The organism is uncultured Devosia sp. (assembly GCF_913055165.1).
Taxonomy (GTDB): domain Bacteria; phylum Pseudomonadota; class Alphaproteobacteria; order Rhizobiales; family Devosiaceae; genus Devosia.
The window spans coordinates 1-14,466 of sequence record NZ_CAJXJS010000073.1; the positions used below are offsets into that span (position 1 = coordinate 1).

The following is a 14,466-nucleotide window of genomic DNA, read 5'->3' on the forward strand; positions in this document are numbered from 1 at the left end:
TCCGCCCGATCGACACCGTGCGGCCTGCCTCCTCACCCGGCACTTCGTCGGTACCGCGTGTTGTCGGTGAGGACGGGGAGATTATGGGGGAGGATGGAGGGGCGGGGATTATTTTGTGAATTGTCTGCCGTCTCAATGCGTTGAGAGGCCGGCACCCCCCACCCTGCTCGACTCAACGGACTTAGCCGAAGCTAAGTCCTATCTCGCTTCCAGCCATTCGAGCCTAGCTCTCTTGGCCTTCTCACCTAATTTCGCTCCACCGGAGCGAAATTGCCTCCGGCCGGTTCGAAGCCCACAAGGGGGAGGGAGGAGAAGGGGGCGACATCCGACCCCATTTGAGACTTTCCCGTGCACCACATCATTTCCTAGAACCTGCCATTCGGTATCATCGCTAGCCCAATTTTGTCGGAGCGAGCGAATTATGACAGAAGAGAACTTGCTCCTGGGTGCGACTACCGACAACTTTGTGTAGTGCTACCCAGTCCAGGAGCGACGCTTGAACAATCACCTTTCCATCAAAGTCGGGCTTTGCTTGCTCCTGTATGTGGGCTCACATCCGTATTCATTCGCTAGAGCGGAAGACGCAGCACTGACCTTTTCTAGCGGTTCTTCAGCACAGATCGCCCACGAGAGCGCTGTAGCGTTTTTGGATGGGTTGGGCTCGGCGACCGACATATACGTCTGGCCTAGCAGTACGCTATTTTATGAGGTGCTCGGCGAACGTCCCAAGGAGTTCGCTCAAGCCGTTCGAGGATTCAATGCCGATCTTGAAGGAAGACTGGAGTTCAAGGAATACGGCGCTTTCCCTTTGGTGTCATTCAATTTTTACCGTCGGCTTGGCGACCATATCGAAGAGTTTGAGCAACGTACCCATATCGGATCGAACTATCGCGATTACCTTATAACGCTGGATTTCACCTTCGATCCTTGTGCCTTTACCGTCAGCACAGATCGGGAAACGTGGGCTGCTCAGGCAGCGGTATTCATTGACCTCGACCGTGTTCCCCAAAAGAGCCTATCGGACTGCCTATCGGTTGCGATGGACTACCTCGCTGGCTTCCCTATACCCAATGCAGCCGGGTATCAGGACGCGCCACCTCGGTTGGTCCGACTTCCAGTCCTAGCCGCGCTTCTCGACTGCTCTAGATCGGGTCAGACAGATAGCCCGCACCCAGAGCGGTCACGGGACGGATTTACAGCCCTGCCATCAATTTCCTGTGCAATTGGATGGTTGCGACGCTAGAGATGCGTGTCCGGAATACCTTTGTATTCTCCAAAAATTTGCCAGTCGGCAAACCACCCCACCGAAGACACCCCAAATATAGTGCGCTCGGCTCAGGGCCGAGGGTGGTGCCCTTGGTTGCTGGACGACTTCCACGCCGTTGACTGACCCCAAGCCACGCCGTCCACCTGGTCCACGACGCTGTGTCCTTCCTGCATCACCAAGTGATCTGATCACATATTTGGCATTGGCAAGGGCGAACGGTTTGGTTAGAAAACGTTCGCCGCTTCAATTTCGAGAACAGGGGAGGCGTTGCATGACAGCATTGATGTACTCTCCCCTCGCGGGCAAGCGCCTCGGTTAGGTCCTTGCTCACCGTGGTCCGCCACCCTGGCCTGACCACTCGCGGTTTTTCCGTCACTACCTGCAGTTGAGCCCCGCCATTGGCGTGACCTGTTCAGGCCCCAACTGCCCTCTTTCATTCTTCTTTTGAGGAACCGGTGTCCGGAGAACGGCACCGGACACACCAAATGAGTCGCCAGAAGCTCGATTTCCGCGCCGACGCCTTTCGCAATGTGCTCGGCTTCACTTTCGCTCACTGGCGGGGGCAGCCGGCCCGGATCGTGCTGATCTGTGCGCTGGTCATCGCCTCGACGCTGGCCGAGGTGATGGTGCCACTGTTTTCGGGTCGTATCGTCGATGCCATTGCCGGCAGCGACAATTCGGCCACCACGGACGCCATCAATGCCTTCGCCATCGTTGTCGGCCTGGGGCTGACCAGTGTGGTGCTGCGCTTCTTCATCTTCCACGGCATCATCAAGCTGACGCTGAAGATGATGGCGGACATCGTCAATGACGGTTTCCACCGGGTGCAGCGCTTTTCGACCGACTGGCACGCCAACAGCTTTGCCGGCTCGACCGTGCGCAAGATTACCCGCGGCATGTGGGCGCTCGACGCACTCAACGACATCCTGCTGGTGGCGCTGCTGCCATCAGTGGTGATGCTGGTGGGCGCCTCGATCCTGTTGGGCAGCTACTGGCCGGTGATGGGCCTGATCGTGGCCGTCGGCTCGCTGATCTACATCGGCTTCACCGTTGCCATGTCGATGGGCTATGTCGCCCCGGCGGCGAGCCTGGCCAATGCCTGGGACACACGGCTGGGCGGCGCGCTGGCCGATGCGGTGAGCTGCAACAGCGTGGTGAAGGCCTTCGGCGCCGAAGCACGCGAAGAGGGCCGGATGCGGCATGTGATGTCCAAATGGGACAGCCGCACCCGCCGCACCTGGAAGCGCGGCACGCTTAACGGCACCCTGCAGGGCGTGCTGATGGTGGCCATGCAGGCCGGCATTCTGGGCACCGGGCTCTATATGTGGACGCAGGGGCTGGCCAGCCCGGGCGACATCACCTTTGTGCTCGCGATGTTCTTCGTGCTGCAGGGCTATCTGCGCGATGTGGGCATGCATATCCGCAACCTGCAGCGCTCGGTCAACGACATGGAAGAGCTGGTGGCCTTGACCGCCATGCCACTGGGCATTGACGACAGGGCCGGTGCCACCCCGATAGCCATTGGCAAGGGTGGTATCCGCTTCGACCGCGTCACCTTCCAATATGGCGCGCACCCCACCCCGCTCTATCGCGACTTTTCGGTCGAAATCGAACCGGGCGAACGGGTGGGGCTGGTGGGGCACTCGGGCTCGGGCAAGACGACATTCGTCAAGCTCATCCAGCGCCTTTATGACGTCAATGGCGGCGCCATTACCATTGATGGGCAGAACATTGCCGAGTACCAGCAAAGCTCGTTGCGCGGGCAGATCGCCATCGTGCAGCAGGAGCCCATCCTGTTCCACCGCACCCTGGCCGAGAACATTGCCTATGGCCGGCCCGGGGCGAGCCGCGCCGAGATCGTCGAGGCGGCCCAACAGGCCAATGCGCATGATTTTATCGTGGACCTGCCCAAGGGCTACGAGACGCTGGTGGGTGAGCGCGGTGTGAAACTGTCGGGCGGTGAACGGCAGCGCGTCGCCATCGCCCGGGCGTTCCTTGCCGATGCGCCGATCCTGATCCTGGACGAGGCGACATCGAGTCTCGACAGCGAGAGCGAGGTGATGATCCAGCAGGCGATGGAACGGCTGATGGAAGGCCGGACCACGCTGGTGATCGCGCACCGTCTCTCGACAGTCAGGGCGCTCGACCGGCTGCTGGTCTTCGACAAGGGGAAGATTGTCGAGGAAGGCAATCACGAGCAGCTGATCCGGCTCAGCGGCGGTATCTATCGCCGGCTGTTCGAGCGCCAGGCGCTAGAACTGACCAAGGGCCTGGTGGCCTGAACAAGGGGGGCGGACTTCACGGTCCGCCCTTTGCTATTCGGGTTCGTTGCGATCCTGCTTTTCGTAGCCCCGCCTGGTTTCGGCCTCAGTGGCCTGCTTTTCGGACAGGGTACGCTGCCGATTGCGGGAGATGCCGTAGATCATCGCCACGCCCAGGACGACCACGCCGATGGTGAGCACGATCAACCAGACTGCCGGTCCGCCATATTCCATGTCACTGCCTCCTTTGGAGGGCTAACGGGTGGCCGGCCAAGGGGTTGCCTGCGGCAGCGCGATCAGAAACTGCGGTCCTGCTGTTCGCGCATATAGGCTTCTTCTTCGGCCGTGCTCTGGCGTCCCAAGGCCTGGTTACGAAAGGGGAAGCGCCCGAAGCGGGCGATGGTCTCGCGGTGCTTGACCATGAAATCGAGATTGTTCTGGTTGCCATAGGCCTCGAACAGCCTGACGCCCTCATTCTGGATGACCAGGGATTCGGCGTGCATATAGGGCATGTAGAAGAACATCGCCCATTCGTGCTCCACGGCCATGTCATGCCCACCGGCAACGGCTTCCTGAGCCAAGGCGAGGGCCATCTTGTCCTGGGCGAAGGCTTCGGGGCTTGAGCGATGGAGTTGGCGGGAGAACTGGTCGAGTACGATGATCTCGGCCAGGCGACCTTCCGGCGTCTCGCGCCAGGCCCAGGCTTCACCACGGGCCACCTGGGGGTGAAGATCGGCGAAGCGTTCCGCCAGGGCGGCGTCGAATTCGGGCTTGCCGCCAAACCAGTCGTCCTGACCGTGTTCGACGAACCAGAAATCGATGACGGCCTTTGGTCCCTGCATGGCGCTCTCCAAGAATTGGTCGCTGATTTTTCCTGCGGTGCCCTGCATGCAAGCCTATCCCCCCTGGGTCAAGCCCAAGCGGGATAGGCAGGTCTTTGCGGCGGATTGGGTTCAGTCCGCCAGTTCGAGCCGGATGCGGTTGCCGAAGGGGTCGCGGGTTTCAAGCTCATTGCCGATCACCTCGAGCGGGGCGCCTGCATGCTCGAGGCGCCCCTTGAGCGCGGCGAGGCTCTCGGCATCGGGCAGCACAATGGTGAACCAGCGCAGGCCAGCCGTACCAGGAGGCGGCAGGGTCGCATTGGGGCCGGACCAGATGTTGAAGGCCAGCGTATGGGGCATGTAGTCCAGGCCCACATCGCCCATGCCGAAGGAATGGATCAGCATCAGGCCGGCAAAGCCGAGCACGTCGCGGTAGAAGTTCATGGCAATGCCCAGGTCGTTCACATGGACATGGACATGGCCGATGCGGGTGCCCGACGGCATGCGGGGGACAAGCAAGGGGTCGGCGCCGAGTTCGCCCAGCAGGCCATCGAGATCGATAGGGTCGCGACCCGAATGGGGTTTGCCCTCGGCGGTGACGGCATAGGTCTGGCCCTTGTCGGGATCGCCCAGCGAACCGCGCCAGGGCGTTTCGAAGGTGATCTCGATACCGTTGCCGTCGAGATCCCAGAGATAGATGGCTTCGGACACCAGATGATCGGTTGGCGAAATGCGGACATTGCGCTGGAGGGCGCGCACGGCCATCTGCGCCAGATCGGCACGGGACGGCACGTGGATGGCGACGTGATAAAGGCCGATGGAGCGCGGCACGACCGGGCCGGTGGCGCCGGTTTCGAGCACGATCAGCACCTTGCCGCCGGCACCCATATGCAGCGCATTGCCGGTTTCCTCGATCAGGTCGAGGCCGACCACATCCTGCCAGATGGCGAGGGTCTTTTGCCGGTCGGTGACGGCGATGTGGACGGGGCCGAGCGTGGTGCTGAGCGGCAGCAGCGGCTTGGAGCGGACATTGGTCTGGATGGATGTGTCGATCATGTCGACCTCCTGAAAACTCTGTGACCCCAGAGATAGCGCGCGGAAGGGTTTGGACAAATAGAACCCTGACGAAGGCATTGTTCGCCACAATGGGGGTAATTGGATGGGCTGGAGGAGAGCGGAAAACCGGGCTAGCGTGCCGCCATGCTGACTCGCTCATTCTTCGACAGACCGGTTCTCGAGGTGGCGCGCGGGCTGATCGGGACGACCCTGCTGTTCGAGGGTGCTGGCGGGCAGATCGTCGAGGTGGAGGCCTATGACGAGACTGATCCGGCCTCGCACAGTTTTCGTGGGCCCACGCCACGCAACCGGGTGATGTTCGGGCCGCCGGGGCATGCCTATGTCTACAAGATCTATGGCATTCACTATTGCCTCAATTTCGTCTGCCGGCCGGGGAGCGCGGTGCTGATCCGGGCGCTGGAGCCCGTTGAGGGGCTGGAGGCGATGCGGGCAAAGCGGGGCGGCGTTGCGGACAGGAACCTCTGTTCGGGTCCCGGCAAGCTGGCCCAGGCGCTGGGCATTGACTTGCGGCATGACGGGCTGGTGCTGGACCAGCCGCCTTTTGTGGTGCAGGCGGCAGATGAGGTGCACGATATCGGCATCGGGCCGCGCATCGGCATCACCAAGGGGGCCGATACGCCCTGGCGCTTCGTCAAGCGCAATTCGCTGTTTCTCAGCAAGCCGCTCCAGCCCACGCAGCCCGATTTGTGATCGGCCCGGCGGCAACCGCATCCAGCCTGCGCCGTTGGAGCAGCAGGCCGGCGCGCGTCAACCGGACGTGGTGGTATAGGGCTTTGGTGCGGTTTTTCCGGTTTCCCGCATCAGTCACTCAACCTGACCCAGGCCTTTGTCCCATCCGCGCCGTCCACGGAACACCAAAGCAGGAGGCGAGAATGCCCCAGGGTGACAAGAGCGCTTATACCGACAAGCAGAAGCGCAAGGCCGAGCATATCGAGGAAAGCTACGAGGAGCGCGGGGTTTCCCATGAGGAAGCCGAGCGGCGGGCCTGGGCCACCGTCAACAAGGATGATGGCGGCGGCAATAAATCGGGTTCCGGACGCGGCACGCATACCGACAATCCGGCCGCCCACAAGGGTGGCAAGAAAGGCGGCGAGGCTTCGGCCAGTCGCCCCGCCTCGGAGCGTTCCGCTTCGGCCAAGAAGGCCGCGGAGACCCGCAAGAAGAACGAAGAGCGCACGCATCACTAGGAGACCCGCCATGTCAGGTTCGGCCGCCGAACAGATCAATCCGCCGCAGACCCAGGATCATCAGCCGGGACGGGAAAGCGAGATGCATCCCAAGCCCGACTATATGCCAAAATTTCCCGGCAATGGCCGGCTCAGGGACAAGGTGGCCATCATTACCGGCGGGGACAGCGGCATCGGCCGGGCCTGCGCGGTGCTGTTCGCCCGGGAGGGGGCGCAGGTGGCGCTGGTCTATCTCGAGGAAACCGAGGATGCGACCATCACCGCCGAGGCGGTAAAAGGCGAGGGCAAGGAAGCGCTGCTGCTGCGCGGCGATGTGAGCGAGAAGGCCTTTTGCGAGACGGTCGTGGGGCAGGTGATCGAGCAGTTCGGGACTATCGACGTGCTGGTCAATAATGCTGCCGAGCAGCATATGCAGACCGATCTCGAGGACATTTCCGAAGAGCAGTTGCGACGCACCTTCGAGACCAATTTCTTCGGCTACATGTTCCTAACGCAGGCGGCGCTGCCTTATCTCAAGAAAGGCTCGTCCATCGTAAACACGACCTCGATCACCGCTTATCGCGGCTCGCCCAGCCTGATGGACTATTCGGCGACAAAGGGCGCCATCGTCGCCTTCACCCGCTCGCTGTCGGAGAGCCTGGCCAGCAAGGGCATTCGCGTCAATGGCGTGGCACCCGGCCCGATCTGGACCCCGCTGATCCCGGCCAGTTTTCCTGCCGACAAGGTGGCGGCGTTTGGAGCCAGCCAGCCTCTGGGCCGACCTGGGCAGCCCAATGAGGTGGCGACCAGCCATCTGTTCCTCGCCTCAGACGAGAGCTCGTACATGACCGGCCAGGTGCTGCACCCCAATGGTGGGGAGATCATCGGGGGTTAAACCCGGCGCGCCGGTTGCCTCGCGAATCCGGCCATGATTCAAAAGGGCTGTGGAAGCCCTTGAGTCGCTCGACCTGTTCTCGCCCCATCGCCACGAGCGGCCGACGCCGCTCGCGGTTCTGCGCGACATTTTTGGGCACAAGGCGTTTCGCGGGCAGCAGGCCGATGTCATCGAGCATGTCGCCGAGGGCGGCGACGCGGTCGTGCTGTTCCCGACCGGTGCGGGCAAATCCATGTGCTACCAGATCCCGGCCATCTGCCGGGATGGTGTGGGCATTGTGATCTCGCCATTGATCGCGTTGATGCGCGACCAGGTCGAGGCGCTAAGACAAGCGGGCGTGGCGGCGGCGGCGCTCAACTCCTCGCTGACCCAGGAAGAGGCGAGCGAGGTACGCCGGCAATTGCGGCGGGGCGAGCTGGACCTGCTCTATGTGGCGCCCGAGCGCGTGGCGACGCCGGGCTTTGCCAATATGCTGGCCGATACGCGCATTGCCCTGTTTGCCATCGACGAAGCCCATTGCGTGAGCCAATGGGGGCATGACTTCCGGCCGGAATATCGCGAACTGATCCATTTGGTGGAGCTGTTTCCCGGCGTGCCGCGCATTGCGCTGACCGCCACGGCGGACCCGACGACGCGCGAAGACATTATCGAGCGGCTGGGGCTGGAACAGGCCGAGGTGTTCACCACCAGTTTCGACCGGCCCAATATTTCCTATTCCATTGTCGAGCGGGAAAAGCCGCGCGAGCAGTTGCTGGAGTTCCTGTCCGGGCACAAGGGTTCGAGCGGCATTGTCTATTGCCTCTCCCGAGCCAAGGTGGAGGACATTGCCGACTGGCTGAGCAATAAGGGCATCCGCGCCCTGCCCTATCATGCCGGAATGAGCGCCGAACTGCGCTCGGCCAATCAGGACGCCTTCCTCAAGGAAGAAGGGTTGTGCCTGGTGGCGACGGTCGCCTTCGGCATGGGCATCGACAAGCCCGATGTGCGCTATGTGGCGCATATGGATTTGCCTGCTTCGATCGAGGCCTATTACCAGGAGACCGGACGCGCCGGGCGCGACGGACAGCCCGCCGATGCCTGGATGAGCTATGGCATGGCTGATGTGGTGCAGCGGCGCCGCATGATTGACGAGGGCAATGCGCCTGATGAGGTGAAGCGTGTCGAGCATGGCAAGCTCAATGCGCTGCTCGGGGTATGCGAGACGGCCTCGTGCCGGCGGCAGGCGATCCTGGCGCATTTCGGCGAAACTTATCCGCAGCCTTGCGGAAATTGCGACACCTGCCGTTCGCCGGTGGAGAGCTGGGATGGCACGGACGCTGCCATCAAGGCCATGGCCGCGATCTATCGCACTGGCATGCGCTTTGGCGCGGCCCATATCATCGATGTGCTGATGGGCAAGGAGACCGAAAAGGTCACCCGCTTTGGACACCAGCACCAGAAAGTGTTCGGACAGGGCAAAGAGCTGGATGCGCGGGCCTGGCAATCGGTGCTGCGGCAATTGACGGCGATGGGGCTGATCGTGGTCGACCACGCCAATCACGGCGCGCTGACGCTGAGCGAAGCGGCTCACGGCGTGTTCAAGCGCGAACGCAATGTGACGCTGCGCAAGGACCGGCCGAAGAAGTCGGTCGAGGTGCGCCGCTCGCTGGCGCGGTCGGTTGATGTACCCGAACATGCCAAGCCGCTTTTCGAGGCGCTGCGCGAGGAGCGGCTGCGGCTGGCCAAGGCGCAGGGCGTACCGCCTTATGTGATTTTCCACGATGCGACGCTCAAAGCCATGGCGCTGGCCCAGCCGACCGATCCACATGACATGCTGAACCTGCCCGGCGTGGGGCAAGGCAAGCTGGATCGGTATGGGGATGCATTTCTGGCGGTGGTGCGGGGGTTTGAGGCGTAGATGATGCTCGAGCCGAAGGCCCCCTCACCCGGCCTTCGGCCGACCTCTCCCCCAAAGGGAGAGGTGAACAAATCGAGCGCGCGACAGCACCTCTCCCTGGGGGGAGAGGTCGGTTTGCGGAGCAATCCGGGTGAGGGGGCCTTCGCATGAACGAAGCAACCAAACGCCTCCGCATCCCCGTGATCGACGTCGCCCGTGGCGTCGCCATCATCGCGATGGTGTTCTATCATTTGTGCTGGGACCTGGCGTTCTACCGTTTCATTCCCGTCGATGTCGGGTTCGATCCCGGCTGGGTATTCTTCGCCCGCACGATCCTGTTCGCCTTCATGTTTCTGGTTGGCGTGGGGCTGGTGCTGGGGCATGGGGATGGGGTGCGCTGGCGCAGCTTCTGGCGGCGTTGGCTGTTCGTGGTGGGTGGCGCGGCGCTGATCAGCCTCGGGACCTGGTTCGCCTTCCCCGACAGCTTTGTCTATTTCGGGGTGCTGCACGCGATTGCGCTGACGAGCCTCCTCGCCCTGCCCTTCCTGTTCACGCCGCTCTGGCTGACAGGGCTGGTTGCAACTGTGGTCATTGGGCTGCATTTCGGCTTTGCCGATCCGCTCTACAACCAGAAGATATTTTCCTGGATCGGGTTCTGGGTGGTGCCTCCGCCGACCAATGATCTGGTGCCGCTATTTCCGTGGTTCGGGGCAGTACTGCTGGGCGTTCTGGCCATGCGGCTGGTTCGGGGCAGTGATGTTGAGCGGCGGATGGCCGCGATCCAGCCGCGCCATGTGGTGGCGCGGGTGCTGGGCTGGATGGGACGGTGGAGCCTGGTCATTTATCTGGCGCACCAGCCGCTGCTGCTGGCGGTGATCATGCCGCTGTCCATGGCTCTGGGGACGCAGGAAGCGAGCCGCGACATGGATTTTCTCAATTCCTGCCAGATGAGTTGCGAGGAAAGCGGCACCACGGCGGCACTTTGCGCCATCTATTGCCAATGCGGGCTGGAGGGCGTGAAGCGCGACGATCTCTGGGAGCCGGTGTTTTCCGGACTGGTGTCGGCCGAGGACCAGGCCAAGCTCGATGCCAATAACCGGCAATGTTCGGCGCTGATCTATCCGGAGCTTGGGGTGGAGTAGTCCCGCCTTGTTGTGCCCATGCCATCCCTCATCGTCACCGCCGGGCCTGACCCAGTGGTCCATACAGCATCGTACCGGCCTGGGATCACCCCACCCTCATTCCCTCCCCATCAAGGGGAGGGAGGCGCAAGGGAAGACACTGCTGTTCATCGTCTCCCTCCCCCTTGTGGGGAGGGATCAAGGGTGGGGGGTCGGCCTCAGGTGCTCGCCTCTCGCGCATTCACCCCGGCCACCAGCTCGTCGGGGATGTCGTCGAAGCTGGCATAGTTCATGTTGTAGAGCTTGGAATAGAGCCCGCCCAGTTCCATGAGCTGGTCGTGATTGCCCTCTTCGATCTTCTCGCCATTCTGCAACACGATGATGCGATCGGCCCCGCGAATGGTGGCCAGGCGATGGGCGATGACCATGCCGGTGCGACCCTTGAGAAGGATTTCCAGCGCTTTCTGGATCTGCCGCTCGGTATAGCTGTCGATATTGGCGGTGGCTTCGTCGAGCACGAGGATTTTGGCATCGGCCACCAGGGCGCGGGCGAAGCTCAATAGCTGGCGCTGGCCGAGCGACAGGTTGGAGCCGCGCTGCTCAAGCATGGTGTCATAGCCATCCGCGAAGCGATCGATGAATTCATGCGCCCCCACCGCCCTGGCCGCCGCGATGACATCCTCGCGCGTGGCGTCGGTCTTGTTGTAGCGGATGTTTTCGAAGATGGTGCCGGTGAACAGGAACGGCTCCTGGAGCACCATGGCCACCTGTTCGCCAAGGCTCTCCTGGGTAACATCGCGCACATCATGGCCGCCGACGATGACGGCACCGTCTTGCACCTCATAGAAGCGATGAACCAGGGCCATGGCCGATGTCTTGCCCGAGCCGGTGGGACCAACCAGGGCAACGGTTTCGCCCGGATTGACCTTGAAGGACACGTTCTTCAGCACCGGGCGCCTGGAATCGTAGCCGAAGACGACGTTGCGGAACTCGACCGAGCCGTCCATGTCGCCAGTCAGGGTGACGGCGTCGGGCTTGTCCTCGATCACGGTGGGCAGGTCGAGCACTTCGGTGATGCGACGGCCCGAAGTCATGGCGCGCTGCATGATGGAATATTGCATGGTGAGCGAGCGGATCGGGTCGAAGAAGCGCTGCACATAGAACAGGAACGCCACGACGACGCCGACCTGCAGGGCACCATTGAGCACCATGGCGCCGCCGACCACCACGACCGTGGCCATGGAGATGCCGGTCAGCGTATCGACGATGGGCACCATGACCTGGGCGAATTTGGAACCGGTCAGCTGGTTGCGCAGATTATGATAGGCCTTGTCGTCATAAAGGTCGAAATTGACCTTCTGGCGATCCAGGTTCTGCACCGTGCGCACGCCATTGATGCCCTCGGCCATGGCCCCGGCGGTCAATGAATTGGTTTCATGTGCGGCCCAGAAAGCCCGCTTGGCCGGCGGCAACCAGAAGATGCGGATGATGAACAGCACCGGCATGGTGATCAGGGTCACCAGTCCCAGCCAGGGATCAAGGCTCAACAGCACAATGATGATGCCGAAGAGCAGCACGATGTCGCCAACGGAAATGACCGAGGTCTCGAGAAATTCCTGCATGGAATTGACGTCGCCCTGCAGCCGGCTCATCAACCGGCCGACCTCGGTCTTGTCCATATAGCTCAGGGAAACGCGCTGGAGCTGGGCGAACATGGCGCGGCGCATGTCGAACAGCACGTTTTCGGCAACCTGCCCGACCTGGGTTTCCTGCACCCAGGAGGCGCCGAAATTGAGGAGCACGGCGACGGCGAAGGCGCCAACGGCCCAGAGCAGGTTGAGCGGATCGCCGCCAGCGACCAGCGAATTGTCGATGGCATTGCCGATGATGAGCGGAATGGCCAATTGCGTTGCGGTGAAGATCAGCACCGCCGCGACGGAAAGATAGATCTTGAGGCGATAGGGACGCACATAGGCCCAGATCCGCCGCACGGTGCGCGGGTCATAGGCCTTGCCGAAGACCTCTTCCTCGATGCGATGGCTGCCCACGGTGGCGCGGGGCGGCCGCTGGCCGGGAGCGGTGGCCATTTCGCGTTCGTCGTCCTCGATCACCCTCATTGTGCGGCCTCCGGAATGTCAGCGGGCCGCGTCTGCAGGTCGTAGAGCGCGCGGTAGCGGCCGCCCTGGGCGAGCAGCTCTTCGTGGGTGCCACGCTCGATGATCCGGCCATCGTCCATGAACAGGATCAGGTCGGCATGCATGAGCGAGGACAGGCGATGGGCGATAATCATAGTGACCCGGTCGCTGGCGAAGCGGCGGATGGCGGAGCGGATGCGGTGCTCGGTGCCAGCGTCGATGGCCGCGGTACTATCATCGAAAACCATGACGGCGGGCCTGAGCACGAGGGAGCGGGCGATGGACAGGCGCTGGCGCTGGCCGCCGGAAAGCGAGACGCCGCGTTCACCCACGACGGTGTCGTAATCGGCGGGCAGGCCCATGATGTAATTGTGCAATTGTGCGCTTTCGGCGGCGCGCTCGATCTTGCGTTCCTTGGCCCAGGGATCGCCATAGGCGATGTTGTTCTCGATGGTGGTGGTGAAGAGGAACGTATCCTGCTGCACCACGGCGACCGAACGGCGCAGGCTTTCAAGGGTGACGTCGCGCACGTCCTGGCCGTCGAGCGTGATGCGGCCGGAGGTGACATCGTAAAAGCGCGGAATGAGGTGGGCGAGCGTGGACTTGCCACTGCCCGGGGCGCCGACAATCCCGATGGTCTGGCCCGGCCTGGCCTCGAAGCTGATGCCGTTGAGGGTTGGCACCGAAGCGCCCGGATAGGTGAAGTGAACGTCCTCGAAACGCAGCACGCCTTCACTGATGTTGAGCGGCGTAGCGGCAGGCTTGTCCTCGATCTCAACCGGGGCGTCGAGGAAGGCATAGAAGCGGTCGCCGCAGGTGGAGGCGCGGGCATAGGAATTGACCATCAAGCCGAGCTGGCGCACGGGCATCTGCAGAATGGTCATGAAGGTGAGAAAGCTCGCCAGCGTGCCGACGCTCATTTCATCGGCGATGACTTTATTGCCACCGACCCAGAGGACGAGGCCCATGGCGGCGAAGAAGGAAAAGGTCATCATCGAGGTATTCTTGACCCGCACCTGAACACGGCGATGCGCCAGTTCGAGTGCGTCTTTGGAGGCCGTGTCGAACTTGTTCAGCTCGTGCTTCTGGCCGGAGAAGGCACGGACGACGCGAATGCCGCCGAGATTTTCCTCCATGACGCGGGTCAGGACGGAGAGCTTTTGCTGCAGGATCAACCAGGTGGCGCGCAGGGTGAGCTGGGCGACCGAGGAGCGCCAGGCCACGAAGGGCACGAAACTGAGGGCCAGAAGGCCCAGGACCAGATCGGTCGAAATCAGCATCCAGGCGCCGACGCCGATCAAGACGGCCAGCAGGATGGTCCGCACCAGGCCGGTCGAAAAGAACATCCGCAAGCCATCAAGGTCGAGCAGGCCGATGGTGATCAGGTCTCCGGAATGGACGCGGTCGTGGTAGGAATAAGAGAGGCGCTGGACCTTGTCGTAGAAGGCCAGCCGCAATTCATAGCCGACATGGTGGCCGACGCTTTCCGAAAAGTAGTTCTGCACCAAGGTGAAGAGCCCACGCGCCACCGAGACGCCGAGCAAGGTCAGTGCCGTCACCACCAGCGCTTCCTGCGCCCCTTCCCCGGCGACGCTCAGCACATTCTGGGCCTGATCGATGGCTTGCCCCAACAGGCGCGGGATCGTCAGTTGCAGCGTGGCGGCAATGATCGTGGCGCCAACCGCCAGGCTCGCCTGAAAGGGGTGGCGGAGGGAAAACAGGGTGATGCGCAAAAGCGGCCCCATGCCCTTGCCGGCATGGGCGGCTGCGACATGGTCCCGAGCATCGCCGCGCGAACGCTCGCGGCCAGCCTTGAGGGTTATCAAGGAAGTATCCAGACGTCAGTT

The 14,466-nt window shown here is 62.4% G+C and carries 12 protein-coding genes; 7 read left to right on the forward strand and 5 right to left on the reverse strand.

What is annotated here, in order from left to right; translation table 11 throughout:
• The first annotated feature begins 496 nt into the window (after window positions 1-496).
• A complete protein-coding gene (locus QZ564_RS17030; RefSeq protein ID WP_297112536.1) occupies window positions 497-1,243 on the forward strand; it encodes a hypothetical protein in 747 nt (248 codons plus the stop codon).
• A 509-nt stretch (window positions 1,244-1,752) separates the two neighbouring features.
• Window positions 1,753-3,549, forward strand: coding sequence for an ABC transporter ATP-binding protein (locus QZ564_RS17035; RefSeq protein WP_297112540.1), 1,797 nt, complete (start codon window positions 1,753-1,755; stop codon window positions 3,547-3,549).
• A gap of 33 nt (window positions 3,550-3,582) precedes the next feature.
• Here the strand turns inward: QZ564_RS17035 and QZ564_RS17040 are convergent, their stop codons facing one another.
• The 3 genes from QZ564_RS17040 to QZ564_RS17050 all read right to left on the reverse strand — a co-directional run bounded on the left by QZ564_RS17040 (window position 3,583) and on the right by QZ564_RS17050 (window position 5,405).
• On the reverse strand, window positions 3,583-3,762 hold the full coding sequence (locus QZ564_RS17040; RefSeq protein WP_297112544.1) for a hypothetical protein: 180 nt from the start codon (window positions 3,760-3,762) through the stop codon (window positions 3,583-3,585).
• A gap of 62 nt (window positions 3,763-3,824) precedes the next feature.
• Complete coding sequence (locus QZ564_RS17045) at window positions 3,825-4,370, reverse strand: DUF924 family protein (RefSeq protein WP_297112548.1); 546 nt, start codon at window positions 4,368-4,370, stop codon at window positions 3,825-3,827.
• 111 nt (window positions 4,371-4,481) lie between these two features.
• Complete coding sequence (locus tag QZ564_RS17050; protein WP_297112551.1) at window positions 4,482-5,405, reverse strand: VOC family protein; 924 nt, start codon at window positions 5,403-5,405, stop codon at window positions 4,482-4,484.
• 144 nt (window positions 5,406-5,549) lie between these two features.
• Here QZ564_RS17050 and QZ564_RS17055 point away from each other — a divergent pair, with 144 nt between their 5' ends.
• The 5 genes from QZ564_RS17055 (at window position 5,550) to QZ564_RS17075 (ending at window position 10,505) form a co-directional block, all read left to right on the forward strand.
• Window positions 5,550-6,116 (forward strand): DNA-3-methyladenine glycosylase, encoded by a 567-nt coding sequence (locus QZ564_RS17055; protein ID WP_297112555.1) that lies wholly within the window; start codon window positions 5,550-5,552, stop codon window positions 6,114-6,116.
• 182 nt (window positions 6,117-6,298) lie between these two features.
• A complete protein-coding gene (locus QZ564_RS17060) occupies window positions 6,299-6,613 on the forward strand; it encodes a plasmid stabilization protein (protein WP_297112557.1) in 315 nt (104 codons plus the stop codon).
• A gap of 10 nt (window positions 6,614-6,623) precedes the next feature.
• Window positions 6,624-7,487, forward strand: a complete 864-nt coding sequence (locus QZ564_RS17065) for an SDR family oxidoreductase (RefSeq protein WP_297112561.1) — start codon at window positions 6,624-6,626, stop codon at window positions 7,485-7,487.
• A gap of 49 nt (window positions 7,488-7,536) precedes the next feature.
• A complete protein-coding gene (gene recQ / locus QZ564_RS17070) occupies window positions 7,537-9,384 on the forward strand; it encodes a DNA helicase RecQ (protein WP_297112564.1) in 1,848 nt (615 codons plus the stop codon).
• Between the two features lie 146 nt (window positions 9,385-9,530).
• On the forward strand, window positions 9,531-10,505 hold the full coding sequence (locus QZ564_RS17075) for a heparan-alpha-glucosaminide N-acetyltransferase (RefSeq protein ID WP_297112567.1): 975 nt from the start codon (window positions 9,531-9,533) through the stop codon (window positions 10,503-10,505).
• A gap of 197 nt (window positions 10,506-10,702) precedes the next feature.
• On the opposite strand, the gene QZ564_RS17080 is transcribed toward QZ564_RS17075, so the two are convergent.
• Both QZ564_RS17080 and QZ564_RS17085 read right to left on the reverse strand, forming a co-directional pair.
• Window positions 10,703-12,601, reverse strand: coding sequence for an ABC transporter ATP-binding protein (locus QZ564_RS17080; RefSeq protein WP_297112570.1), 1,899 nt, complete (start codon window positions 12,599-12,601; stop codon window positions 10,703-10,705).
• Window positions 12,598-14,364 carry an ABC transporter ATP-binding protein gene (locus tag QZ564_RS17085; RefSeq protein WP_297112575.1) on the reverse strand — a complete coding sequence of 589 codons (1,767 nt, stop codon included), beginning with the start codon at window positions 14,362-14,364 and terminating at the stop codon, window positions 12,598-12,600. Before QZ564_RS17085 ends, QZ564_RS17080 begins: the two co-directional genes overlap by 4 nt.
• Window positions 14,365-14,466: the final 102 nt, after the last annotated feature.

Coding starts and splice junctions, on each gene's coding strand:
- QZ564_RS17035 (WP_297112540.1), top strand. CDS start 1,753: ATGAGTCGCCAGAAGCTCGATTTCCGCGCCGACGCCTTTCGCAATGTG.
- QZ564_RS17040 (WP_297112544.1), bottom strand. CDS start 3,762: ATGGAATATGGCGGACCGGCAGTCTGGTTGATCGTGCTCACCATCGGC.
- QZ564_RS17045 (WP_297112548.1), bottom strand. CDS start 4,370: ATGCAGGGACCAAAGGCCGTCATCGATTTCTGGTTCGTCGAACACGGT.
- QZ564_RS17050 (WP_297112551.1), bottom strand. CDS start 5,405: ATGATCGACACATCCATCCAGACCAATGTCCGCTCCAAGCCGCTGCTG.
- QZ564_RS17055 (WP_297112555.1), top strand. CDS start 5,550: ATGCTGACTCGCTCATTCTTCGACAGACCGGTTCTCGAGGTGGCGCGC.
- QZ564_RS17060 (WP_297112557.1), top strand. CDS start 6,299: ATGCCCCAGGGTGACAAGAGCGCTTATACCGACAAGCAGAAGCGCAAG.
- QZ564_RS17065 (WP_297112561.1), top strand. CDS start 6,624: ATGTCAGGTTCGGCCGCCGAACAGATCAATCCGCCGCAGACCCAGGAT.
- QZ564_RS17075 (WP_297112567.1), top strand. CDS start 9,531: ATGAACGAAGCAACCAAACGCCTCCGCATCCCCGTGATCGACGTCGCC.
- QZ564_RS17080 (WP_297112570.1), bottom strand. CDS start 12,601: ATGAGGGTGATCGAGGACGACGAACGCGAAATGGCCACCGCTCCCGGC.
- QZ564_RS17085 (WP_297112575.1), bottom strand. CDS start 14,364: ATGGGGCCGCTTTTGCGCATCACCCTGTTTTCCCTCCGCCACCCCTTT.